The organism is Natronococcus sp. A-GB7, from assembly GCF_029688865.1.
Lineage (GTDB): Archaea > Halobacteriota > Halobacteria > Halobacteriales > Natrialbaceae > Natronococcus.
Genome location: NZ_JARUKV010000004.1, coordinates 168,537 through 192,228 on the forward strand (window position 1 = coordinate 168,537; position 23,692 = coordinate 192,228).

At 65.1% G+C, this 23,692-nt stretch carries 23 protein-coding genes and 1 tRNA gene; 15 read left to right on the forward strand and 9 right to left on the reverse strand.

The window, feature by feature from the left end; all coding sequences use genetic code 11:
- The first annotated feature begins 160 nt into the window (after positions 1-160).
- Both ilvD and QA609_RS05500 read left to right on the forward strand, forming a co-directional pair.
- A complete protein-coding gene (gene ilvD / locus QA609_RS05495; RefSeq protein ID WP_278301573.1) occupies positions 161-1,900 on the forward strand; it encodes a dihydroxy-acid dehydratase in 1,740 nt (579 codons plus the stop codon).
- A 65-nt stretch (positions 1,901-1,965) separates the two neighbouring features.
- The gene (locus QA609_RS05500; protein WP_278301574.1) at positions 1,966-2,121 is read left to right on the forward strand and encodes a hypothetical protein; all 156 of its coding nucleotides are present in this window, start codon (positions 1,966-1,968) and stop codon (positions 2,119-2,121) included.
- Positions 2,122-2,130: 9 nt separating this feature from the next.
- Here the strand turns inward: QA609_RS05500 and QA609_RS05505 are convergent, their stop codons facing one another.
- From QA609_RS05505 to QA609_RS05515, 3 genes are all read right to left on the reverse strand, one after another.
- The gene (locus QA609_RS05505) at positions 2,131-3,519 is read right to left on the reverse strand and encodes a cell surface protein (RefSeq protein ID WP_278301575.1); all 1,389 of its coding nucleotides are present in this window, start codon (positions 3,517-3,519) and stop codon (positions 2,131-2,133) included.
- A 272-nt stretch (positions 3,520-3,791) separates the two neighbouring features.
- Positions 3,792-4,229 carry an FAD synthase gene (locus QA609_RS05510; RefSeq protein ID WP_278301576.1) on the reverse strand — a complete coding sequence of 146 codons (438 nt, stop codon included), beginning with the start codon at positions 4,227-4,229 and terminating at the stop codon, positions 3,792-3,794.
- Positions 4,230-4,320: 91 nt separating this feature from the next.
- Positions 4,321-4,815, reverse strand: a complete 495-nt coding sequence (locus QA609_RS05515) for a Mov34/MPN/PAD-1 family protein (protein ID WP_278301577.1) — start codon at positions 4,813-4,815, stop codon at positions 4,321-4,323.
- A gap of 105 nt (positions 4,816-4,920) precedes the next feature.
- On the opposite strand from QA609_RS05515, the gene QA609_RS05520 reads away from it, so the two are divergent.
- Both QA609_RS05520 and QA609_RS05525 read left to right on the forward strand, forming a co-directional pair.
- On the forward strand, positions 4,921-6,828 hold the full coding sequence (locus QA609_RS05520; protein WP_278301578.1) for an OB-fold nucleic acid binding domain-containing protein: 1,908 nt from the start codon (positions 4,921-4,923) through the stop codon (positions 6,826-6,828).
- Positions 6,829-7,071: 243 nt separating this feature from the next.
- The gene (locus QA609_RS05525) at positions 7,072-8,847 is read left to right on the forward strand and encodes a PAS domain S-box protein (RefSeq protein ID WP_278301579.1); all 1,776 of its coding nucleotides are present in this window, start codon (positions 7,072-7,074) and stop codon (positions 8,845-8,847) included.
- A 172-nt stretch (positions 8,848-9,019) separates the two neighbouring features.
- On the opposite strand, the gene QA609_RS05530 is transcribed toward QA609_RS05525, so the two are convergent.
- Entirely contained in the window at positions 9,020-9,343 is a 324-nt protein-coding gene (locus QA609_RS05530; RefSeq protein ID WP_278301580.1) for a hypothetical protein, read from the reverse strand.
- Positions 9,344-9,465: 122 nt separating this feature from the next.
- Here QA609_RS05530 and QA609_RS05535 point away from each other — a divergent pair, with 122 nt between their 5' ends.
- Positions 9,466-10,410, forward strand: coding sequence for an A/G-specific adenine glycosylase (locus QA609_RS05535; RefSeq protein ID WP_278301581.1), 945 nt, complete (start codon positions 9,466-9,468; stop codon positions 10,408-10,410).
- Here the strand turns inward: QA609_RS05535 and QA609_RS05540 are convergent.
- Entirely contained in the window at positions 10,407-10,964 is a 558-nt protein-coding gene (locus QA609_RS05540; RefSeq protein WP_278301582.1) for a hypothetical protein, read from the reverse strand. The two genes, QA609_RS05535 and QA609_RS05540, sit on opposite strands and share 4 nt — an antisense overlap.
- Before the next feature lie 288 nt (positions 10,965-11,252).
- On the opposite strand from QA609_RS05540, the gene QA609_RS05545 reads away from it, so the two are divergent.
- Complete coding sequence (locus tag QA609_RS05545) at positions 11,253-11,543, forward strand: hypothetical protein (protein WP_278301583.1); 291 nt, start codon at positions 11,253-11,255, stop codon at positions 11,541-11,543.
- Positions 11,544-11,698: 155 nt separating this feature from the next.
- Here QA609_RS05545 and QA609_RS05550 read toward each other — a convergent pair whose 3' ends face one another.
- Both QA609_RS05550 and QA609_RS05555 read right to left on the reverse strand, forming a co-directional pair.
- Complete coding sequence (locus tag QA609_RS05550) at positions 11,699-12,016, reverse strand: DNA-directed RNA polymerase subunit M (protein WP_278301584.1); 318 nt, start codon at positions 12,014-12,016, stop codon at positions 11,699-11,701.
- A gap of 474 nt (positions 12,017-12,490) precedes the next feature.
- Positions 12,491-12,565 (reverse strand) — tRNA-Val (locus QA609_RS05555).
- Positions 12,566-12,746: 181 nt separating this feature from the next.
- On the opposite strand from QA609_RS05555, the gene trpD reads away from it, so the two are divergent.
- The 5 genes from trpD to QA609_RS05580 all read left to right on the forward strand — a co-directional run bounded on the left by trpD (position 12,747) and on the right by QA609_RS05580 (position 17,274).
- A complete protein-coding gene (gene trpD / locus QA609_RS05560) occupies positions 12,747-13,775 on the forward strand; it encodes an anthranilate phosphoribosyltransferase (RefSeq protein WP_278301585.1) in 1,029 nt (342 codons plus the stop codon).
- Positions 13,772-14,431, forward strand: a complete 660-nt coding sequence (locus QA609_RS05565) for a phosphoribosylanthranilate isomerase (protein ID WP_278301586.1) — start codon at positions 13,772-13,774, stop codon at positions 14,429-14,431. Before trpD ends, QA609_RS05565 begins: the two co-directional genes overlap by 4 nt.
- Entirely contained in the window at positions 14,428-16,080 is a 1,653-nt protein-coding gene (trpE, locus tag QA609_RS05570) for an anthranilate synthase component I (protein ID WP_278301587.1), read from the forward strand. The genes QA609_RS05565 and trpE overlap by 4 nt, the downstream gene beginning before the upstream one ends.
- Positions 16,077-16,706, forward strand: coding sequence for an anthranilate synthase component II (gene trpG, locus QA609_RS05575; RefSeq protein ID WP_278301588.1), 630 nt, complete (start codon positions 16,077-16,079; stop codon positions 16,704-16,706). The genes trpE and trpG overlap by 4 nt, the downstream gene beginning before the upstream one ends.
- A gap of 295 nt (positions 16,707-17,001) precedes the next feature.
- Positions 17,002-17,274, forward strand: a complete 273-nt coding sequence (locus QA609_RS05580; RefSeq protein WP_278301589.1) for a hypothetical protein — start codon at positions 17,002-17,004, stop codon at positions 17,272-17,274.
- A 523-nt stretch (positions 17,275-17,797) separates the two neighbouring features.
- Here QA609_RS05580 and QA609_RS05585 read toward each other — a convergent pair.
- Positions 17,798-17,968: a hypothetical protein gene (locus QA609_RS05585; RefSeq protein ID WP_278301590.1), complete on the reverse strand. Its 171-nt coding sequence runs from the start codon at positions 17,966-17,968 to the stop codon at positions 17,798-17,800.
- 399 nt (positions 17,969-18,367) lie between these two features.
- On the opposite strand from QA609_RS05585, the gene QA609_RS05590 reads away from it, so the two are divergent.
- From QA609_RS05590 to QA609_RS05605, 4 genes are all read left to right on the forward strand, one after another.
- Positions 18,368-21,487: an adenosylcobalamin-dependent ribonucleoside-diphosphate reductase gene (locus tag QA609_RS05590; RefSeq protein WP_278301591.1), complete on the forward strand. Its 3,120-nt coding sequence runs from the start codon at positions 18,368-18,370 to the stop codon at positions 21,485-21,487.
- 116 nt (positions 21,488-21,603) lie between these two features.
- A complete protein-coding gene (locus QA609_RS05595) occupies positions 21,604-21,921 on the forward strand; it encodes a carboxypeptidase regulatory-like domain-containing protein (RefSeq protein ID WP_278301592.1) in 318 nt (105 codons plus the stop codon).
- Between the two features lie 38 nt (positions 21,922-21,959).
- The gene (locus tag QA609_RS05600; protein ID WP_278301593.1) at positions 21,960-22,112 is read left to right on the forward strand and encodes an HVO_2523 family zinc finger protein; all 153 of its coding nucleotides are present in this window, start codon (positions 21,960-21,962) and stop codon (positions 22,110-22,112) included.
- A 118-nt stretch (positions 22,113-22,230) separates the two neighbouring features.
- Entirely contained in the window at positions 22,231-22,614 is a 384-nt protein-coding gene (locus QA609_RS05605) for a DUF5830 family protein (RefSeq protein ID WP_278301594.1), read from the forward strand.
- A 4-nt stretch (positions 22,615-22,618) separates the two neighbouring features.
- On the opposite strand, the gene QA609_RS05610 is transcribed toward QA609_RS05605, so the two are convergent.
- A complete protein-coding gene (locus tag QA609_RS05610; RefSeq protein ID WP_278301595.1) occupies positions 22,619-23,599 on the reverse strand; it encodes a hypothetical protein in 981 nt (326 codons plus the stop codon).
- Positions 23,600-23,692: the final 93 nt, after the last annotated feature.

The following is a 23,692-nucleotide window of genomic DNA, read 5'->3' on the forward strand; positions in this document are numbered from 1 at the left end:
CGGCCGTTGCCTCGGGAAACGGCCACAGTTGAGCGATCGACCTTCGAATAGTTCCGTCCGACAGTATGACCGCCGACCGAACCCGGTAGCCGATACGCCGATCGCCAGCAACCCTTGAGGAGAAGGCGTGACTTATGTCCCCTCGAGACAAGGGCCGACCATGAGCAGCGACGATCGGTTCGATCACGGGAAAGACGAGCGGCTGCAGAGCCGCGAGGTTACCGAAGGCGCCGAGAAGGCCCCCCACCGCGCGATGTTTCGCGCGATGGGGTTCGACGACGAGGACCTCTCCTCGCCGATGATCGGCGTGGCGAACCCGGCCGCAGACATCACGCCGTGTAACGTGCATCTGGACGACGTCGCCGACTCGGCCCTCGAGAGCGCCGACGCGGCCGGCGGGATGCCCATCGAGTTCGGGACGATCACGATCTCCGACGCGATCTCGATGGGGACCGAGGGGATGAAGGCGTCACTGATCTCGCGGGAGCTGATCGCCGACAGCGTCGAACTCGTCAGCTTCGGCGAGCGCATGGACGGCCTAGTCACGATCGGTGGCTGCGACAAGAACATGCCCGGCATGATGATGGCCGCGATCCGAACCGATCTCCCCTCCGTCTTTCTCTACGGCGGGTCGATCATGCCCGGCGAGCACGAGGGACGGGACGTCACCATCGTCCAGGTGTTCGAGGGCGTCGGCGCCTACGGCACCGGCGAGATGGACGCCGAGGAGCTCGACGACCTCGAGCGCAACGCCTGTCCGGGCGCCGGCTCCTGTGGCGGGATGTTCACCGCGAACACGATGGCCTCGGTCTCGGAGGCGCTCGGCCTCGCCCCTCTCGGCAGTGCCTCCCCGCCCGCGGAGGACGAGGAGCGCTACGACGTCGCCGAGCGCGCGGGCGAACTCGCCGTCGAGGTCGTCGAAGCGGACCGCCGACCCTCCGACATCCTCACCCGCGAGTCCTTCGAGAACGCCATCGCGCTCCAGACCGCGATCGGGGGCTCGACCAACGGCGTGCTCCACCTGCTGGCGCTGGCCCGCGAGGCCGGGATCGACCTCGAGATCGAGGACTTCGACGAAATCTCCCGGCGGACCCCGAAGATCGCCGACCTCCAGCCCGGCGGCAACAGCGTGATGAACGACCTTCACGAGCTCGGTGGCGTGCCGATCGTCGTCCGGCGGCTGCTCGAGGCCGACCTGATCCACGGCGACGCCATGACCGTCACGGGGCGAACGATCGCCGAGGAACTCGAGCACCTCGAGGCCGAACGCGGGCTCCCGGACGACGAGGAGATCGAGGCCGACTTCCTCTACACCGTCGAGGAACCCAAACAGGAGGAGGGTGCGATCAAGATCCTGACGGGGAACCTCGCGCCCGGCGGCGCCGTCCTCAAGGCGACCGGCGAGGACCAGTTCCACCACGAGGGCCCCGCCCGGATCTTCGAGAACGAGGAAGACGCCATGCGGTACGTCCAGGAGGGCGACATCGAGAGCGGCGACGTGATCGTCATCCGTAACGAGGGACCCCAGGGCGGACCGGGGATGCGCGAGATGCTAGGCGTCACCGCCGCGGTCGTCGGTGCCGGCCACGAGGGCGACGTCGCCTTGATCACCGACGGGCGGTTCTCCGGGGCCACGCGGGGGCCGATGATCGGCCACGTCGCCCCCGAGGCGTTCGTCGGCGGTCCGATCGGACTGCTCGAGGACGGCGACGAGATCACCGTCGACATCCCCGAGCGCACCCTCGCGGTCGACGCGAGCGACGAGGAACTCGAGGCCCGACGGGAGGAGTGGGACCGGCCGGAGCCGGCCTACGACGCCGGCGTGCTGGCGAAGTACGGTCGGGACTTCGACTCGGCGTCGAACGGTGCCGTGACCAACCCCGGCGTCAAGCGAGAGTAGCCTCCCTTCGATTTCCTGCACGGGTCTTTCCCGGCCCCGTCCCCGACTACCGAACAGAGGGAGAGATGCACAAGTACTGTCTTGAGTGTGACTGGCGGGCGAGTACGGACGACGGGGACACCGAGCAGGAGGTCTCGCGGAAGGCGATCGAACACTTCGTCGAGACCGGCCACACGGTGGACTCGATACGGCTCCCGCCGTCCTGCGTTAGCAAAAACTAGCGGCGCCGATCAGAACGGTGGCGAGTTCGGAATCTCGCTGTCGCCGTCACCGAGCACGCGAACGCCGAGTCCGTGGAAGTCCGGAATCGCGGGCGCGTCATCCTCCTCGTCTCGTGCGGCCTGTAGCTCCTCCTCCTCGTAGTCGTCGATCGGATCCGGTTCGACGACGTCGACGATCTCGCGGCTCTCGACGTCGAGCACCGAGAAGCCGGGTGTGACGCCGGTCGCGGCGTGAGGGTCGCCCGACAGCGGAACGGGACCGCGCAGGGTGACGAACATGTACTCGCCGTCCGGCGAGGTCCACATGATGTCGGGCGCGTCGCGATCCTCGGAATCGTCGGATTGGGCGGGGCCGAAGGCGTCGATCTCCTCGACGACCTCGTCGGTCTCCGGATCGACGACGACGCCGTCGTTGGTCTCGCGGTTCAGCACCCACAGCTCCTCGCCGTCGGGAGTGAACCAGAAGCCGTGCGCGTCGACGCCTCTGGTACTCTCGCCGTCGACGATGATCTCGTCTTCCTCGACGTCGTAGACGTAGTACTCGCCGACGCCGTCCTCGCCTTCCTCGGGATCCGAGGGAAGCCCGGCGGTGAGGTAGAACTTCCCGTCCTCGAAGTGGGGCATCGTCCCGCAGTTGGCCGGCAGTTCGTCGCCGGAGTAGGCCCGTTCGACTTCGAAGCTGTCGTGGTCGACGATGACGACGCCGGCGTCGTGGTAGCTCGGGCCGAGCGTGTGGATCGACCGTCCCTGGCCGTCGAACTGGTGACAGATCGGTGCAGCGGACTCGATGCCGGCCTCCTGGACCGTCTCGTCGTCGGGCAGTTCGAGGCGGTCGACCTCCTCGAAGGACTCGTTCTCGAGGTCGGCGTCGACGCGGGCGATCGCCTCCTCGCCGATGACGTCGACGTGGATGTACTCGTCGTCGGGCGAGAAGATCGCCATGTGCGAACCGGGGCCGGTCTCGACGTTGCCGACGAGTTCACAGCCCTCGGTTCGGAAGACGAGGACGCGCTGGCCGGCCGTACACGCGATGGCGGCGTACTCGTAGTCCGAGCTGAAGTCGATCATGTGCGGCACGACTCCCTCCTCGGGGACGCCCTCGAGTTCGTTCAGGTCGACCGTCGTCTTCCGGTCGAACTCGGCGTCGCCCTCGCCGGGCTCGTAGATGTGGACGTTGTCGGTCCCCTGATCGAGCGCCCAGACCTCGTACTCGGCGTCGGCGTAGTCGGTCGCGTCGTCGGTGTCCTCGGCGTCGTCGCCGTCGTGATCGTCGGCGTCGTCACCGTTCGGGTCGTCGCTCTCGTCGCCGTCCGTCTCGCTGAGACAGCCGGCTACGGCGACGATTCCCGCAGTCGTGCTTCCCGCGAGAAACCGTCTGCGAGTGGAGTTCGTCTGCATACCGACATACTCTGCACTCCGACCTCAAAAGTCTGCGGGTTTCAGGCCTTCTACCCCACGAATTTCGGACTTGGGCCGTAGGAAGAGGCAAGATTTGACTCCCTCGAGCGAATCCGAACACCGCAGATGCGAGGTACCGACCGTTTCGTCGAAGTCGACGGGGTCGATGTCGGAGAGATGCGGATTATGTTTCCGCTATCTACGTTCCCCAGTGTGGATATATTTTCCACCTTCCCAGTTATCTAACTATCGCTCTCCCCCATCGAGAGCGGTCAGCCACGCCGTTCGAGTATTCGGTCGATAATCAGTCGTGTCGACAGGATCTCGTCGTCGGCCGCCGGTTCGCGCGCGCTCGCTCGACGGACCTCGCAGTCGACGCCCCGTTCTTCGAGCGCTCCACGGATCGCGTCGGCGTCGTGGTGCTGGTCGTGGCCGAGCGCGATCACGTCGGGGTCGATCTCCTCGATCGGAACGAAGATGTCCTCCTCGTGGCCCAGCAGGGCTTCGTCGACCGCCTCGAGCGCGCCGACGACGTCCCGTCGCTGGCTCGCCGGACAGACGGGCGCCTCCTTGTGATCGACGTTGGCCTTCCGGGCGACGATCACGTACAGCTCGTCGCCCATGGCGGCGGCCTCCTCGAGGTAGTGGACGTGACCGGGGTGGAGGATGTCGAACGTTCCCTGCGCGATGACGGTGCGACCGCGGCTCATGTCGAGGATCGCGCCTCCGCCGTCGCCGTCATCGGTCGTCGATCGGAGTCCGACTCGTCGGTCGCCTCGAGCGAGCAAGTCGCGTTGAGAGTCATTGGAGGTCCTCGTCGATGTCGGCCTGTGTGAAATCGAAGAACTCGTCGCTTTCCGGCAGTTCGACGTCGATCACGTTCAGCGTCGTCGGCCGTCCCTGGGAGTCGAACGCCTTCCAGTCGCTTCGGCGGTAGGGGGCGCCGATGATGACGTGGACGCTCCCCCGGCCGAACGTCTCCAGGTCCGCACCGCTGGGACGGAGCACGCCGTTGGGGTGGGAGTGAACGCTCCCCAGCGCCTTCACGTCGTTGGGAATCTGGCTCGTCCGGACCGTCGCGCTGACGCTGTTGGCTTCGGTTCCCGGCACGACCAGTACGTCCGTGATGACGAGCCCACTGCGCTCGAGCCCCAGCTTGTCGGCCTCGGTCCCGCGGAGAAAGCCCATGTACTCGTCGGGGTGGGCCGCCTCGGAGGACTCGATGGCGAACTCGAGGGTCTCCTCGGCGATGCCGAGGACCTCGCTCGAGCGAAACAGCGCGTCGAACAGCCCCATACTCCTCCCTCCGGGCTTCCGGTTGCTAAACGTTCCGAAAGGCCACCCGGCGGGCCGGCAGGCTTAACAAGGGTTATACGCGCCCGTCCCAAACAACGGGCAACGATGACTGTTGAGCCCGCCGGAGACTCCGGCGCTGACGACGGGGATTCCGTCGTCTACGATCTCGCTGCCGACTGCACCGCAGACGACCTCGAACAGGACCGGCCGTATCTGGCCGAGATCAACGGTATCGTCGACTACGGCGTCTTCGTCGATCTCTCGGATTCGATCTCGGGACTCGTCCACGAGTCCGTCCTCGAGGGCACCTACGCCGTCGGCGACGGGCTCGTCGTCGAGCTCGAGTCGATCCGCGAGAACGGCGACATGGCGTTCGAGCCCGTCGACGTCGAGGAGTACACCCTCGAGTCAGTCTCCCGGGACTACGCGCTGACCGGTACCGACCGCCTCGAGGCCAACGTCGGCGACCAGATCCACGTCGAGGGCAAGGTCGTCCAGGTCAAACAGACCGGAGGCCCGACGATCTTCCACGTCGCCGACGAACAGGGCGTCGTTCCCTGCGCCGCCTTCGAGGAGGCCGGCGTCCGTGCCTACCCCACCATCGAGGTCGGCGACGTCGTCCGGGTCACCGGGATGCCCGAACACCGCGAGGGGGCCGTCCAGATCGAGGTCGACGGCCTCTCGAAACTCGAGGGCGAGGACGCCGAGGAGGCCCGCGAGCGACTCGAGGCCGCCCTCGAGGAGCGCGCCGAACCCCACGACGTCGAACCGCTGATCGACTGGCCCGCCTTCGAGAAGCTCCGACCCAACCTGCAGGAGGTCGCAAAGCTACTTCGCCGGACGGTTCTGGAGGGACGCCCCATTCGGGTTCGTCACCACGCCGACGGCGACGGGATGTGCGCCGCGGTGCCGGTCCAGATCGCCCTCGAGCGGTTCATCGCCGAGGTCCACGAGGACGAGGACGCCCCCCGACACCTCATCAAACGGCTCCCCGCGAAGGCGCCGTTCTACGAGATGGAAGACGCCACGCGGGACCTGAACTTCGCGCTCGAGGACCGCGAGAAACACGGTCAGCAGCTTCCGCTCCTGTTGATGCTCGACAACGGCTCGACGGCCGAGGACGTCCCGGCCTACGAGACGCTGGCCCACTACGACATCCCCATCGTCGCGCTCGACCACCACCACCCCGACCCCGACGCGGTCGGCGGACTGCTCGACGCTCACGTCAACCCCTACCTCCACGACGAGGACTACCGCATCACGACGGGGATGCTCTGCGTCGAACTCGCTCGGATGATCTACCCCGACATGACCGACGAGCTGCGCCACGTCCCCGCCGTCGCCGGCCTCTCGGATCGCTCGAAGGCCGACGCGATGGACGACTACCTCGCTCTCGCCGCAGAGGAGGGGTACGACGAGGAGCGACTCAAGGACGTCAGCGAGGCGCTCGACTACGCCGCCTTCTGGCTGCGGTACAACTCCGGCGACCGGCTGATCCAGGACCTGCTCCAGGTCGACTCCGACGACGAGGAGCGCCACCGCGAGCTGGTGTCGTTCTTCGCCGACCGCGCCCGCGAGGAGGTCGACGAACAGCTCGAGGCCGTCATGCCCCACGTCGAACACGAGGAGCTCGACAACGGCGCCCACCTCTACGGGATCGACGTCGAGAACTACGCCCACCGCTTTACCTACCCCGCGCCGGGGAAGACGACGGGCGAGCTCCACGACCGGAAAATCGAAGAGACCGGCGACCCCGTGATCACAGTCGGCTACGGCCCGGACTTCGCCGTCCTCCGCTCGGACGGCGTTCGCCTCGACATCCCGAACATGGTCTCGGAGCTCGAGGCAGAGATCCCTGGCGGCGGCGTCTCCGGCGGGGGCCACCTCGTCGTCGGCTCGATCAAGTTCGTCAAGGGCAAACGCGAGGAGGTCATCGACGCCCTGATCGAGAAGATGGCCGAGGCCGACATCGACGAGGCGCTCTCGAGTGCGGCGCTGATCGACGACGACTGATCGGGCGGTCGATTCTCCGGCGAACGATCGCAGGTCGCTTCGGTCGGTAGCGGGTTTCGGGACTCGGTTTTCGCGTCGAATCCGAGCGATCGAATCAGTACGTGGTGAGTGCGTACCCAATAGACGCGTTGAGAGAGCCGTGCTGAATCCACAGCGCGTATTCAACATCAGGTGAATCGATAGCGTGTGATTTCCCGTCAAATATTTATGTAGTGTGACTGATAATCGAAGGGGGAGGACACCATGGGTACGATCTCGGGCACGATTCCCGTTCTCCACGTCGACGACGACCCGGATTTCGCGGAGGTGGCTGCGTCCTTTCTCGAACGAGAAGACGACCGATTCGAGGTCGAAACGGCGACGAGCGTGAGCGAGGGGCTGAATCGGCTTGCCGACGGTAACTTCGATTGTGTCGTTTCCGACTACGATATGCCTGGTCGGAACGGGATCGAGTTTCTCGAAGCCGTCCGCGAAGAATACCCCGATCTCCCATTTATTCTCCATACGGGTAAGGGCAGTGAGGAAGTTGCCAGTGATGCGATTTCTGCCGGTGTTACGGACTACCTCCGGAAGGAAAGCAAAACCAGCCAGTATACCGTCCTGGCAAACCGCATCAGGAACGCGGTCGAAAACTACCGTACTCGGATCGAACTCGCCAACCGGGAACAGCGTCTCAACCTGTTTTTCGAGCAGTCGCCACTCGGTGTCATCGAGTGGAACGAGAACTCCACGTTCGTTCGCATGAACGAAGCTGCTGAGGAACTCCTCGGATATACCGAGGACGATCTGACTGGCCGATCATGGGAGGTGATCGTCCCAGAATCGGACCGAGATGCGGTTGATGAGGTGGTATCCGACTTGCTCGAAAACAAAGGCGGATACCACAGTGTCAACGAAAACGTCCGAAAAACGGGTGAGCGGATCGTCTGTGAGTGGCACAATCGCGTCGTGACCGACCACGAGGACGATGTCGTTGCCATCTTCTCACAGTTCCAAGATATAACCGAGCTAAAAGAACAAGAACGGGAACTCCGCGAGACAAAGCGACGGCTTGAACTCGTGCTTGAGGGGACGGAAATGGGTCTCTGGGAGTGGAAGATAGGAACGGGCAAAATCGAGTGGAACGAGACGTTGGAACGGGCGCTCGGACTCGAGCCCGGCTCGTTTGAGGGGACTTACGAAGCCTTCGCCAAGCGCGTCCATCCGGATGACCTCCCCCAGGTCGAAGATGCACTCGACCAAGCCGTCGAAACCGATGAACTGTATCACATGGAGTTCAGAATGATCCACGGAGATGGGGACGTAGTCTGGGCGGAGTGCCCGGGAGTCATCGTCGATCAGGAAAACGAACCCGATTGGATGGTCGGTCTCTACCGCGACATCACCGAGCGCAAACGACGCGAGAAACAGTTAGAGACGTTTGCTTCGATCGTGAGCCACGATTTGCGGAATCCCCTCAACGTGGCAAGAGGGTATCTGGAACTCGCTCGAGAAGACCAGGAGAGCGAGCACCTCGATCACGTCGAGCAGGCTCATGATCGGATGGACGGTCTGATTGAGGAGCTTCTCACACTGGCACGTAAAGGCGATACAGTAGGTGGTATCGAACCGGTCGACTTAGCAGACATCACCGAGAACTGCTGGGAGAACGTTGCGACGCCGGAGGCGGCACTCACAACCGAGATCGACCGTGAGATTCGAGCGAATCAAAGCCGGCTTCAACAACTCCTCGAGAACCTCGTGCGGAACGCGGTTGAACACGGTGGTGAAGATGTAACGGTTACTGTTGGACGGTTGGAGAACGGCTTCTACGTCGAAGACGACGGTCCTGGCATCCCCAGCGGGGATCGTGAGGACGTATTCGAGGCCGGATACTCGACCGCAGAGGGCGGGACCGGATTCGGGCTGGAAATCGTCAAACAGGTGGCACAAGCCCACGGCTGGGACGTTCGCGTCGTTGACGGCACCGAGGGCGGCGCACGGTTTGAGATTATCGGCGTTGAGTTCACCGCTGAATAAAACCTCCGCATTCAGCACGCGGATTTTGACAGCTGTCATGCGGATCAAGCGCCGTTTCGTTACCTGCTTGGCCTGTACCGAGCGCGAGTTTCGCGGCCAACCCCAAGTGAGGAAGCCGCTACTGCCCGCTATCGTACCGCCGGGACGCGAGTGGGCCCTCGTCGCTCGAGCCTTAGAACTGGTAGCGGCGCTCGTCGTCCATGCTCGGATACTGGTCCGCGCCGGTCATCTCGTCGTAGGTCATCCCGGAGAGGTACTCGTCGTAGGTGACGTCGTACCCCGAGCGCAGCTGGAAGTCGAGCTTCCCGCTCTCGACGGTCGTCTGGAACAGCATGTGGATCGCCCGGCGGACGAGTTCGTCGGTTTCCTCGGGCTCGAGGGCCGCCTCGAGCAGGGCGAGTTCGTTTCTCGTTTCGCGATCGAGCGCAATCGTCAGCTCGTCGCTGACGTCGGCGTAGGACTCCTGTACGTCGTCGTTGAGATCGTCGAGGCTCATACGGGAGCGGACTCATGCGGGCCGGATAGGCCTTTCGTGCTCGCTCGACGAGTGTGCTCGAGCGCGTTCGAATCGCGAGCCGATTCAGTAGACGTAAGCCGGGGGAGTCGCTACAACGGCCGATGACTGATGCCGACGCCGACGTCGATCCCGGTACCGACGAGCCGTCGGTGCCCGAAGACTGCGAGCCCGTCCGCGAGTCACTGATCGCGTGGTACGAGGCCGACCACCGACCGTACCCCTGGCGCGAGACCGACGACGCTTACGAGATCCTCGTCAGCGAGGTGATGAGCCAGCAGACCCAGCTCGATCGGGTCGTCGACGCCTGGGAGGACTTCCTCGAGCACTGGCCGACGACGGCCGAGCTGGCGGCCGCGGATCGGGCCGACGTCGTCGGCTTCTGGACCGACCATAGCCTCGGCTACAACAACCGCGCGAAGTACCTCCACGAAGCCGCCGGGCAGGTCGAGACGGAGTACGACGGCGAGTTTCCGACGACGCCCGAGGAGCTCCAGGAGCTGATGGGCGTCGGTCCCTACACTGCCAATGCGGTCGCGAGCTTCGCGTTCAACAACGGGAACGCGGTCGTCGACACGAACGTCAAACGCGTTCTCTATCGCGCCTTCGACGTCCCCGACGACGAATCGGCCTTCGAAGAGTGGGCGAACGAACTCATGCCCGAGGGGCGCTCGAGGGTCTGGAACAACGCCGTCATGGAACTCGGTGGGGTCGCCTGCCGGCAGACGCCCCGTTGTGACGAGGTCGGCTGTCCCTGGCGGGAGTGGTGTTCGGCCTACGAGACCGGCGATTTCACGGCACCCGACGTGCCGACCCAGCCCAGCTTCGAGGGGAGCCGTCGGCAGTTCCGCGGACGGGTCATCGGGACGCTCCGGGAGTACGACGAACTCGAGCTGGACACACTCGGCCACCGGATCCGGGTCGACTACGCCCCCGACGGCGAGTACGGCCGGGAGTGGCTCGCGGGCCTCCTGTCGGATCTCGCGGACGACGGGTTAGTCGAGGTCGAAAAACGGGACGGGAAAACGATCGCACGTCTCGAGCGTTAGCGGTCGCGATCGGCGTCGTCGAACGGCGTCTCGGCGTCCGGCTCGGCCTCGACGAACACCGAGAACAGCGCACCGAGCAGGGCACCGTACAGCAGGTGACCCGCGAGGCTCTCGGCGGCGACCGCCGGGAAGCCGGGGTCGGTACCGACCGAGATCAGCACCTGCCCGCCGATGACCGGGAGCACCGCCCAGATCGCCAGCCCGTAGACGGCGCCGGCCAGGACGAACCGCACCGCCAGGCCGCTCTCCTCGAGGACGTCGAACTGGGTGGTCGCGGTGAGCGTCCCGAGGATCACCTCGCGGGAGACGATCGCACCGAACACGAGCCCGAGGACGAGCCCGTGAAGCAGGTGGAACAGCCAGCCGATCGTCGCGCTACCGGAGTCGACGCCGTAGATCCCGGGAACGGTGTCGGTGACGATCGTCGGCTCGAAGACCCACAGCAGGGCGCCGAAGAGCAACGATCCGACGACCCCACCGATCGCACCGCCGAGCAGCCAGTTCGTGCTGCCGCCGAGGCCGTAGTCCGTGGGACTTGCGGATTCAGTACTCATACGGTCGCCCCTAGGCCGATCCCGCGGATAAGTGGTCAGCAGGAAACATAAGATCGGGTGTAGCAGGGCTCACTCGAGGGTGTAGGGTGTCTCGTTGTGATCCCCTTACACCACCTCCTCGATCGGGTATCCGCAACCGGGCGCTCGAACCGGATCCAGGACGAACAGCTGTTCCGTCAGCGTCTCCAGTTCCGTGCGGTGTTCCAGCGAGGAACGCCACCGATCGGGGGTTCGGTCGCACCGAACCGAGCGCCGGTGACTGCCTCGGACACGGCACCGACGGTATCCGTGTCACCCCCAGAGACATCGCCACGGAAACGGCCGACGGCCGAGAGCATCCGTCGCGCGACCGAGAACGCCCGCTCCGTCGCCGACGAGCTGGCGTGTCGATCGATCGTTCTTCCCGCAGTCGGGTGTGAAAACGGCGGGTTTTACATCCGCGAGGGTGGGGCGCTCATCCGTCGAACGATCCGGAGCTACGACCCGGAGGTCCTCGAGGACATGCGCGTGATCGGGTACACGGATCGCGAACGGAACGCGCTCGAAGCAGCCGCTTCCGAACTGACAGGATCTCGCTGACTCTCGTTGCGGCCCGGATTTCGAACCGCAACGGTGAATAGCACCGTTCGAAACGCTGGACGGCTTTGCGACGGTACTCAGCAGTTGCGTAGCGGCGTTCATTTTCGAAAGGAAGGGAGAGGGGAGTCTGGGTGAAGAGGACGCGAGATGCGCCGTCAGGACTCGCGCCACTTGTGGCTACACTCGACGCAGGTCAACAGCCGAACCTCGTAGGAACCGCCCGGCTTCGGCATTATCTCGGAGTAGGCCCGGTCGCTGTCGCAGTCGTCCGCTGGGCAGGGCTCCTGCATCGTCTCAGTGGAGTCTTGGGTCGCGTCGGCCACGGCAGGTGCCCCGTCGTCCCGCTGCCCCTCTCGAGTCGCCATCGCCGCTTCCGCTTGCGAGTCCCGCGGGTCCTCGTTCTCACAGGAGCGACACACCCACGTGTCGCCCTCCGTGTGCATCATCGAACCACACTCGTCGCAGAATTGCATTGTGACCGAATCTACGCAGGTGGCAAATATAGGTTTGTGATTCAACTCCGTTTAGAAAGCAGCGAGCTGTAACGATCGTTCACAGGCGGTACGAGGCGGTTGACTAAGAGCGTCAAAGTCGTCCTCGTATTGCGGTACGTGGTACCGAGCCGAAGGAACCTCCTCGACGATCCCAGCAGTTTTCTTATTTGTAGACGGCTTTGCGCCACGACCAAGAAATGCGGTTGGGACAGATTTGAACCACGCCCGAGGACCTGCTCGCTTCGCTCGCAGAACCTCGGTCCGGTTCAAACTGCCGTAACAATTTCTGACGAACGCACTCCTCACTGCGTTCGTCGTGTTAGTTCGTCAGAAATGGGTTGGGGCAGATTTGAACCACGGTCGTTCCGCTCACTTCGTTCGCTTCACTCCCTGATTCAAATCTGCTCAACGTCACGATTCTGTCGCTCACGGATTTGTTCGCGACAGAAGTAGTGGGTTGGGGCAGATTTGAACTGCCGGCCTCCTCCATGTCAAGGAGGTGTCATAACCAGACTAGACCACCAACCCGCCTGGTTTCGCGTCCGTGGCGTCGTGCGCCACCTCGCCTGCACTCGTTCGTTGCCCGCCGCCGTAATTGAAGGTTTCGAATCGTCCGCCGTGCGTAACTCGGCCCCACGGATCGGCGACACGCTTAAGTTAGTGTACTGATTTGGTCATCGTAAGACAACTACGTACATTGGTGTTCACTATGCAGGAGTTCATCGAACGGGTGGCCGACGGGGAGGATCTCACACAGACGGAGGCTCGAGCGGCCTCGACGGCCGTTTTCGAGGACGCGACCGACGCCCAGATCGGCGCGCTGCTGGCGGCGCTGCGGGCGAAAGGCGAGACCGAGGCCGAGATCGCGGGCTTCGCCCAGGGGATGCGCGAGGCCGCCCGGACGATCGATCCCGCCCGGACGCCGCTCGTCGACACCTGCGGCACGGGCGGGGACGACTACGACACGATCAACGTCTCGACGACCAGCGCGATCGTCGCCGCCGGCGCGGGCGTTCCGATCGCCAAACACGGCAACTACTCCGTCTCGTCGTCCTCGGGCAGCGCGGACGTGCTCGAGGAGGTCGGCGTCGAGATCGAGGCCGAACCCCCGGCCGTCGAGGACGCGATCCAGCGCGACGGGATCGGTTTCATGCTCGCGCCCGTCTTCCACCCGGCGATGAAGGCCGTCATCGGCCCGCGCAAGGAGCTCGGGATGCGGACGCTGTTCAACGTCCTCGGGCCCCTGACCAACCCTGCCGGCGCCGACGCCCAGGTCGTCGGCGTCTACGACCCCGAGCTGGTGCCCGTCCTCGCGGACGCGCTCGCCCGGATGGACGTCGAGCGAGCGCTGGTCGTCCACGGCGCGGGCACCGACGAGATCGCGATCCACGGCGAGACCCGGGTCGCGGAGGTCGAGGGGAGCGACGTCGAGGAGTACGTCCTCGAGCCAGCCGACCTGGGACTCCCCGAACACGAGATCGGCGACATCGCGGGCGGCTCACCGACCGAGAACGCCCGCGACATGCGCGGCATCGTCGAGGGCGACGTGACCGGCGCCAAGCGGCACGTGATCCTCGCGAACGCCGGCGCCGCGGTCTACGTCGCCGACGAGGCCGAGACGCTCGCGGCCGGGGCAGACGCCGCGCTCGAAGCGATCGAGTCGGGGGCCGCGGCGGCGAAGCTCGAGGAGCTCTGCGCCCAGAACCGCGCCGAGCCCCCGGAGCGGGAGGCCCGATGACGCGAGTGAAACTCTGCGGGACGACCGACGAAGACGACCTCGAGACGGCCGTCGCCGCGGGCGCCGACGCGGTCGGGCTCATCGCTGCGGTCCCCGTCGACACCCACCGCGAGCTCGCACCCGCCCGCGCTGCCGAACTCGCCGCGGCCGCGCCGCCGTTCGTGACGACCGTCCTCGTGACGATGCCCGAGACGCCGGCGGCGGCGATCGAGCTGGTCGAGACGGTCAGCCCCGACGCCGTCCAGCTCCACGGGACGCTCGAACCCGAGGACGTCGCGACCGTCCGCGAAAACGTCGACGCGACGGTGCTTGTCGTCCTCGAGGCCGGCGAGACCGACGCGGGGACCGCCGAACGGTACGACGCGGTCGCGGACGGGCTGCTCGTCGACACCCCCGCAGCCGAGGGCGGCGGTGGCACCGGCGAAACCCACGACTGGGAGCTGACCCGCGAGCTGACGGCAGCCCTCGACTCGCCGATCGTCCTCGCCGGCGGGCTGACGCCCGAGAACGTCGCCGAGGCGGTTCGGACGGTCGAGCCGTTCGCCGTCGACGTCGCCAGCGGCGTCGAGGACTCCGGAGGCGCGACCGACCCCGACGCAGCCCGGTCGTTCGTCGAGCGAGCGAAGAACGCGACCACCCCGGTGCCTCAATCATGAGCGACGCCGACCGAACGCCGACGGAGCCGCCCGCGCTCGACCTCGACCGGGAGGCGTTTCGCGCGTCCGCTGACGAGGCCGACGCGGAGCGTCCGGTCGTCGTCCGAGCCGTCGCCGAACTCGAGGTCGAAACGTCGCCGCTCGCGGCCTACGCTGCGCTGACCGGTCGCTCCGAGAGCAGCGACCGCGAGCGCTCGCCGTACGCCTTCCTGCTCGAGAGCGCGGAGAAGACCGCCTCGAGCGATCCCGACGGCGCCTTCCGACCGAACGCCTCGCGAGCGGACCGCCACGCCCGGTACTCCTACGTCGGCTACGATCCCGAGGCCGTCGTCACCGTCGATCCCGATGGCGCCTCGGTCGAGGCGCTCTCCGCGGACCCACCCCTCGAGGACCTCGAGCGCGATCCGGCCGGCGACACCGTCGACACCCTCCGGGCCGCGCTGCCGGACGCCCGGCTCGCGAACTTCCCGGAACACGACCGCCAGCACCTCGAGGGCGGCCTGGTCGGCTTTCTCGCGTACGACGCCGTCTACGACCTCTGGCTCGAGGAGGTCGGCTGCGAGCGCCCCGACTCGCGGTTCCCCGACGCGCAGTTCGTGCTCACGACCAAGACCGTCGCGTTCGACGAGCGCGACGGAACCGTCTCGCTGGTGTTCACTCCCGTCGTCGAGCCCGACGACGACCCCGATGCGGTCTACGATCGGCTGCTCGCGGAGGCCGGGGACGTCGCCGAGACGCTCCGGGCGGCCTCGGCGCCGGCGCCGGGCGGGTTCGTCCGCGAGGACGAGCGTGCGGGCTCGCGCGAGGAGTACGAGGAGAGCGTCCGGCGGGCGAAAGAGCACGTCCTCGACGGCGACATCTACCAGGGCGTCATTTCGCGGACGCGGGAGCTGTACGGCGAGATCGACCCGATCGGGTTCTACGAGGCGATGCGCGAGGTCAACCCCTCGCCGTACATGTACCTGCTCGATCACGGCGACCTGACCGTCGTCGGCGCGAGCCCCGAGACGCTGGTCTCGGTGCGGGGCCGCGAGGTCATGTCGAACCCGATCGCGGGCACCTGCGACCGGGGGTCGGGCCCCGTCGAGGACCGTCGGCTGGCCGGCGAAATGCTGGCCGACGAGAAGGAACGGGCCGAGCACACGATGCTCGTCGATCTGGCGCGCAACGACGTCCGCCGGGTCGCCGAACCGGGTTCGGTGCGGGTCGACGAGTTCATGAACGTCCTGAAGTACAGCCACGTCCAGCACATCGAGTCGACGGTGACGGGCCAACTCGCGACGGACGCGGATGCGTTCGACGCGACGCGGGCCGCCTTCCCCGCCGGCACTCTCTCGGGGGCGCCGAAGATCCGCGCGATGGAGATCATCGACGATCTCGAGACCGAGCCTCGCGGGTTGTACGGCGGCGGGGTGGGCTACTACTCCTGGACCGGCGACGCCGACTTCGCGATCGTGATTCGGACCGCAACCGTCGAAGACGAAGGAGAGCGCGATCGGATCACCGTCCAGGCCGGCGCCGGACTGGTCGCCGACAGCGACCCGACCGCCGAGTACGAGGAGACCGAGAAGAAGATGGGCGGCGTGCTGGCTGCCCTCGAGGCCATCGAGGACGAACGGACTGAGGCCACCCCGGAGGTGGGACAATGAGCGCGACCGGGACCGCGGACGAGCGCGAGTCGGAGGGCGAGACCGTCCGGATCCTCGTGATCGACAACTACGACTCCTTTACGTACAACCTCGTCGAGTACGTCAGCCAGCAGCCCGGAACCGAGACCGAGGTGCTCAAGAACACGGCCTCCCTCGAGGAGGTCCGTGCCGTCGAGCCCGACGGAATCGTCGTCAGCCCCGGCCCGGGCCACCCGAAGAACGACCGCGACGTCGGCGTCTCGGCGGCCGTCCTCCGGGAGATCAGCCCCGAGGTACCGACGCTGGGCGTGTGTCTCGGCCTCGAGGCGGCCGTCTACGCCTACGGGGGCTCGGTCGGGCGCGCGCCCGACCCGGTCCACGGGAAGGCCTGGGCGGTCGACCACGACGGCGAGGGCGTCTACGCCGGCCTCGAGCAGGGGTTTCGCGCCGGCCGCTACCACTCGCTGGTCGCGACGGAGGTACCCGACTGCTTCGAAGTGACGGCGACGGCCGACCACGACGGCACCGAGCTGGTCATGGGCGTACGCCACCGCGAGCACCCGATCGAGTGCGTGCAGTTCCACCCCGAGAGCGTGCTCACGGCCGTCGGTCACGACGTGATCGAGAACTTCCTCGAGGGGCTGTGATGGTAACAGACCCATCTAAAACGGCAAGGACTACACACCTCTAGTACTTGACTGTCGTCTCACAGCGACCTTGCTCGAGTCTATGTGATGTTCTGGCTATCTTGAGAGGGATTTTGTGGTATAGATGAACAGTGATCTTATTGATAGGTTTACTTTCACCCCGTTCTGAAAATTATTGAGCCCGTCATCATTGTAGTCTCTTCTGCGAAAAAGATGTGATTTCGCTTCCCACATCGCAAATCGGGACTAGGTTCGTGGACAGTTGTACAAATATAGTTGTGCTACTACAATAAGAATGGAAGAATACCACTACAATTATGTGGCGCCGATGAATACCGATTCTTCGCTACAAAAGAACGTAGCCATCCCGGATAATGCCGGGATGTCCAACCCGAAAATGGACGACAACATGCTCGACGATGACAAGTGGCTCGAAGTGATCCTCGCACAGGGCTGTTGCTTCGTGCCTGTGGCCATCGTCATTGCAGGAGGAGGGGCATTCGCTGCCCTTCTCGCCATAGTCATCCTGGCTGTGGCCGCGCTAACCGCCCAGCGGTCTGGGGAATAGCTTACTTCCGTGCTGGTGCAACAGTCCGCAAGATCACTGTTTTGCGCCCGAATTACGTTCCATTTATGCTGAAACCCCATTCAGGTGGGCTGCGTAGCGGGCAAGAGACGGTGGGATACTCGATTATAAAAATCTTGAGGATCAGTAGACGAGGATATGAGAGGAAGTTAGTGACTTCCAGTCGTTCTAAAAAGTATCTTAGCTCATCGAGAAAGGAAAGTCCACGAGACCGGTTTGTTGCGCAACGCGCCTAGCAAGCTCTTCGAGGCCTGATGTCGACATCGTTTATCGAACTGCTACGTGTTACTGCTCTGAGCCGCATTACAGTGGCGCGCGCTGTCGGTCAGTTCGAGCAACGGCGAGAACTGATAGACGATATTGTGCGAGGGATGAGCGAGGGAGCAACGCGAGCGAGCGAATCGGCTGGAGAGGGCGTGGCGATCCCGTGTTGCCGGCTCGAGCAGAACGCTCGAATCGCCAACGGTCGCCTCACGGCCAACATCGCTCCGGACCTTCGATCGACCTATCCGATAACGCCGACGGTGTAGAGCCCCGCGAGGGCGACGCCGGCGACGAGGCCGACGCGGACGGCGAGTTTGATCGCGACGCGGACCGCGAGGATCGTGACCAGGACGAGGACGAGGGCGGCCAGGGCGAGCAGCACGCCCGTGCTGGACGTCAGTGGATCGAGCATACGTTCCATCCCGCACGGAAACTATGAAGTCTTTCTGGATATTGTGAAAGACAGGCCAAAAGAACAGTATCTGTTCCGTACAACTCGAGGCGTGGATGAGCGACCTCATCGTCCGCAAATTTACTTTCACTCTGGTCTGAAAATCATTAAGGCCGTCGCCGTACTACACCCTGGTAAGCGCGAAGAGAGCCGTTTCGCCCTCGCATCGCAACCCCCCGACTGAGTACAGGACCAGCTACGCAACTAGGGTTGTACTACTACAACAAGAATGGAAGAATACCACTACAATTATGAGGCGCCGATGAATACCGATTCTTCGCTACAAATGACCCACGCCAGGACCCGGACCCGCGACGGAATCCGCACGCGTCGGCGGGCTACCCCCGAGGTGACCCGCGCATGAGCGAATCCGACCTCTCCGCGGAGGAGCTTACCCTCCCGATCAAGCGCACCGATGGGGACACCCTCGAGGAGCGCCTGACCGCCAACGCCTACGACAACATTCTCCCTGCCCGATACCTCCGCAAGGACGCGGACGGCGAACTCGTCGAACGCCAGGAGGACCTGTTCGACCGCGTCGGCAAGAACATCGCACTGGCCGAAGCGGTCTTCGAGGCCGAGAAGCGCGACTTCGAGATCACGGTCACGCCCGACCAGCTCAAACCCGACCACCCGCGGCGAGACGAACTGGCCGCGGACGTGTTCGGTGCAGGAACCACCGCGGACGACGAGGCTGAGACCGCACTTTCTATCTACAACGTCAACAAGTTCGCCTACGACACCGTCGTCCCCGAGCTGCCCGACGAGGTCCGGGCCCACGTCGAGGACGTCGCCGACGAGTTCCAGGAGATGATGGCGAACCTCGACTTCATGCCGAACTCGCCGACGCTGATGAACGCAGGCGACGAGCTCCAGCAGCTCTCGGCGTGTTTCGTCGACTCCCCCGAGGACGACATCGACGACATCCACCAGACCGCAAAGGAAGCCGCGCAGGTCTTCCAGAGCGGCGGCGGGATGGGCTACGCATTCTGGCGGCTTCGCCCCTACGGCGACGCGGTCGGGAGCACCGGCGGCATCGCCAGCGGCCCGATCACGTTCATGCGGACGTACGACCAGATGTGCGAGACGATCGCCCAGGGCGGCGCCCGACGCGGCGCCCAGATGGGCGTCATGCGCGTCTCCCACCCGGACGTCATCCAGTTCATCCACGCCAAGAACAAGGACGTCTCGCTGGCCGAGACGCTGCGCCTGAACGACCCCGACGACTACACCCACACCTCCTTCCAGGCGGCTCTCGAGGAGGCCCGCGAACTCATCGACGACGAGGGTCGCGTCCCGAAACACCTTCGCAACGCCGTCGAGGGCCACCTCTCGAACTTCAACATCTCCGTCGGCGTCACCGACGACTTCATGGAGGCCCTGCAGAACGGCGAGGAGTTCACGTTCACCAACCCCCGTACTGAGGAGCCCCACATCGCGACCGCGGAGACAAAAGAGCTGTACGAGATGTTCGGCCTCGGCGAGTACGTCGAGGTCGGCGAGGAGCTGTCGATCCCGGCCGAGGAGCTGTGGGACGACATCGTCGAGGGCGCCCACGAGAACGGCGAGCCCGGCGTCATCTACCTCGAGCGTGTCAACAAACAGCACTCCTTCGACGTCGAGAAACACCCCGACCACCGAATCCTCGCGACGAACCCCTGTGGCGAACAGCCCTTAGAGGAGTACGAGGCCTGTAACCTCGGGCACATCAACCTCTCGACGCTCGCCGATCTCGAGGCGCCGGACTGGCGCGTCTGGTACGACGAGCACGGTGAGGAGTACGACGACCTCGAGGCGGCCGTCGGCGCCTTCCTCGAGGAGGCCGTCGACTTCGAGGAGTTCGATCGACGTATCGAGATGGGCACTCGGTTCCTCGAGAACGTCGTCACCATGTCGGACTTCCCGGTCGAGAAGATCGAGCAGAAGGTCCGGGAGATGCGCAAGATCGGGCTGGGCATCATGGGGCTGGCGCAGCTGTACATCCAGCTGGGCATGGAGTACGGCAGCGAGACCTCCAACGAGGTCGCCCGCCAGCTGATGACCCACATCAACCACACCTCGAAGTGGACCTCCCATGAGCTCGCCGAGCAGCGAGGTAGCTTCGAGGAGTGGGACGAGTCCAAGTACGCGAACCCGACGGAGTACCGCGAGTGGTTCGAGCACCAGACCGGCGAGGACGCCGACGACTGGGCCGACGGGTTCCCGATCCGCAACCACAACACGACGACCATCGCGCCGACGGGCACCACGAGCATGGTCGGCAACACCACCGGCGGCTGCGAGCCGATCTACAACGTCGCCTACTACAAGAACGTCTCCGACGACGTTCAGGGCGACGAGATGCTCGTCGAGTTCGACGACTACTTCCTACGCGTCCTGGAGGACAACGGCATCGATGTCGACGCCGTCAAGGAGGAGGCCCAGGAGCAGATGGCGACCAACCAGTTCAACGGCGTCGAGGGGCTCTCGACGGTGCCCGACGCGATCGGCGAGCTGTTCGTCACGACCGGCGACCTCTCGGCGAAGGCACACGCGGGCGTGCAGGTCGCCTGCCAGGCCGGTGTCGACTCCGCGATCTCGAAGACGGTCAACGCACCCAGCGACTCCACGCTCGAGGACGCCAAGGACGTCTTCGAGTACATCTACGAGCACGGCGGCAAGGGCGTCACCTACTACCGCGACGGCACTCGTAGCAAGCAGGTGCTGACGACCCGCGCCGAGAACGCCGACTTCGCCGACGAGACCGAGGCCGCGGAGACGCTCGTCGAACAGATCGACGAGATCTTCGGCGGCCTCGAGGCGTTCCTCGAGAGCGAGGACGTCCAGGAGATCCTCGAGGACGACGTCGGTTCGCTGGTCGACGAGGCGGACGACCGCGAGCCCGTCCAGGTCGACTTCACCGAGAAGCGCGAGCGGCCAGACGCCCTCCAGGGTGTCAGCCAGCGCATCGACACCGGCTACGGAAAGGTCTACGTGACGATCAACGAGGACCCCGAGACCGGCCAGCCGTTCGAGCTGTTCGCGAACATCGGCCACTCGGGCGGGTTCACCAACTCCTTTACCGAGGCGCTGGCGAAGGTCATCTCGACCTCGCTTCGCTCGGGCGTCGACCCCGAGGAGATCGTCGACGAACTCTGTGGCACTCGAAGCCCCAAGGTGGCCTGGGACAAGGGCGAGCAGATTCAGTCGATCCCCGACGCCATCGGCACCGCGATGCGTCGCTACCTCGAGGAGGAGATCGACAAACCGTACCCGACCCAGCAGACCTTAGAGGACGCGGCCGACGCGGACGCGGACGTCGTCGACGGCCCCAAGACTGACGGCGGCGCCGCTGCCGCGAACGCGGCCGGCGACGACGACGCGATCCAGGATCTCATCGACGCCGGCGAGTCCCCCGAGTGTCCCGACTGCGGCTCGCTGTCGCTGTACTACTCCGAAGGCTGCAAGACCTGCGAGTCCTGTGGCTGGAGCGAGTGCTGACGGTCGGTAGCTGAACACGATCGCCGTTTCGACTTTTTGTAAGCCCGGGCGAACCGACCCTGCGCACCATCATGTTCAGGTGGTACCATTTTCATCGTGGCGTGCGAACGTTCAGCATGAGAACGACACGGTCGCTCGTCCTCGAGGTCGACACCGACGAGGTACTGCTCGGCGAACCCGTGACGATCCGCGTTCGGGACCGACTGCAGAACCCGATCGAGGGCGTCATCGTCTCCAGCCGACGCAAGGCCGTCCGAACGGACGAGACGGGACGCTGTCAGCTCACCTTCCATGCACCCGGACTGTGGTCGCTCACCGCGACCAAGTCCGGCGAGGGAGCGCTCACGTATCGGCCGGCGACGACACTTATCCGCGCGATTACGAGGCCGGCGATGGCACGACGGGTGCGCCGGATCGCCGCCTGCTCCGAGTGAGCGGGAGCTACTTGAGGGAGTCGAGCCAACGAGATCGTATGAGCGACGACGCCGAGGGTCCGGAACCGACGAGCGGAGCCGCGGGCGCCCCCACCTGTCCGCACTGTGAGGCGCCGATGTTCAAGCGCCACTGCAAGTACGTCTGTCCGCAACACGGCGTCGTCATCGACTGTAGCGACCCGTTCCGCTAGTCCGTAGCAGTCACTACGATAGCACCTTTCACCTCTAGAAATGCTCGAGGCGACGGAGCCGTCCGGAGGAGGCGTCTCAACACAACGTTTATTCGCTCCGGCGGGCCAGTGTTCGGCGATGAACGGCGACGAGCGCGGGGTCGACCCGACCGACGACCGCGTCGAACTCGGGCTGGCGCTGCTCGAGCGGCTCGAGCACGAGTCGCTCCCCCTGCCGGACGTCGTCGACCGGATCGAGACCGTCACCGCGGATCCGACGGTAACTCGGACGATCCTCGATCAGGCCGAACTCCGCGGGATCATCGAGCGCGAGGACGGGATCGTCCGACCGAAGAGCCGCCAGTACGTGCGGTTCGATCGGGACGTGATCACGAAGGAAGGCGAGTTCGCCTGTCGGCGCTGCGGCTCGGGGCTCTCGACGGGCTACTTCATCGACCTCGAGAGCGGCGAACTCGGTCCGTACGGCTCTTCCTGTATTCGAAAAGTGACGGGGCGGGAGTAGCCCGCTATCGGCCCTGGCGGAGCTCGTCGATGAGTCGCTCGATCGTCTGCTGCTGGGCCTCGAGGCGTTCGTTCTGGCGCTCGATCGCGTCCTCGAGAGCCTCGAGCCGGTCGAGGACCTCCTGGCTCGCCGCGTCGTCGCCGCCGGAGCCGGTGGAGCCGGCGGCTGCCGCCCGCGCGACGTCCTGGGTGGCGTCGGCCGGCGCGCCGTCGACGGTGCCGGTCATCGGCGGTCGCGACTCGACCGCGGCCCGCTGGCCGTCGGCTCGTGTCGGCTCCGAACGGACGGCCCGCCTCGACTGGGAGGCCCGTCCGGTCTGCTCCTCGCCGCGCTCCTGGGACTCCTCGAGCGGGTCCGATTCCTCGGGGACGGTTTCCGACGTGCGCTCGTAGTAGTCGACCAGCGCCCGCTTGAGTCGCTCCCGGAGGTCGTCGGCCGCGTCGTTGGGCGCCTTGATCCGCTGGGGCCGCCCGTCGACCTCGAGGACGATGCGGGTCGCGACGTCGCCCTCCTCGAACGAGAGGTTCGTTACGTTCCGGAAATGGTAGGCCTCGTACCCCTCGTCCCAGACCGCCGTGCCGACGTGTTCGATCAGCCGTCGGTCGGTGAGAATCAGGGTGAGCTCGCTGAACCGGTAGACCTCGATGAGCGACTCGTCGGGATCGATAACCTCGTTGGCTCGCAACACGCCCGCCAGCACGGGTTGGAGAACGTCGTCGGTCTTGCTCGCGGGGATGGTCACCTCGGCGGTGCCCGAAAGCGTGTACTCGAGGGTGAGCGACGTCTTGCGGCGTCCCTCGGAGACGGTGAGCCGATCGGCGTCGTACGTGAGTTCCTCGATCGACTCGTCGGTCAGTAACCCCTCGGCGCGGTAGACGACGCTGCTCGAGTCCGCGACGAAGAGCTCGTCGTCACCGCCGAGCGAGACCCGTGTTCGGACCTCCTCGTCGCCGAGAGCGGATCGAACGATGACGGGAACGGTCATATCCGGCGTTGGGTAGATTCGGTGATAAATGCGTGGGTTCTGCTTGCACGGCCGACGCGAAAGGGAAGGTTAAAGAAACAGACCGCACTACTC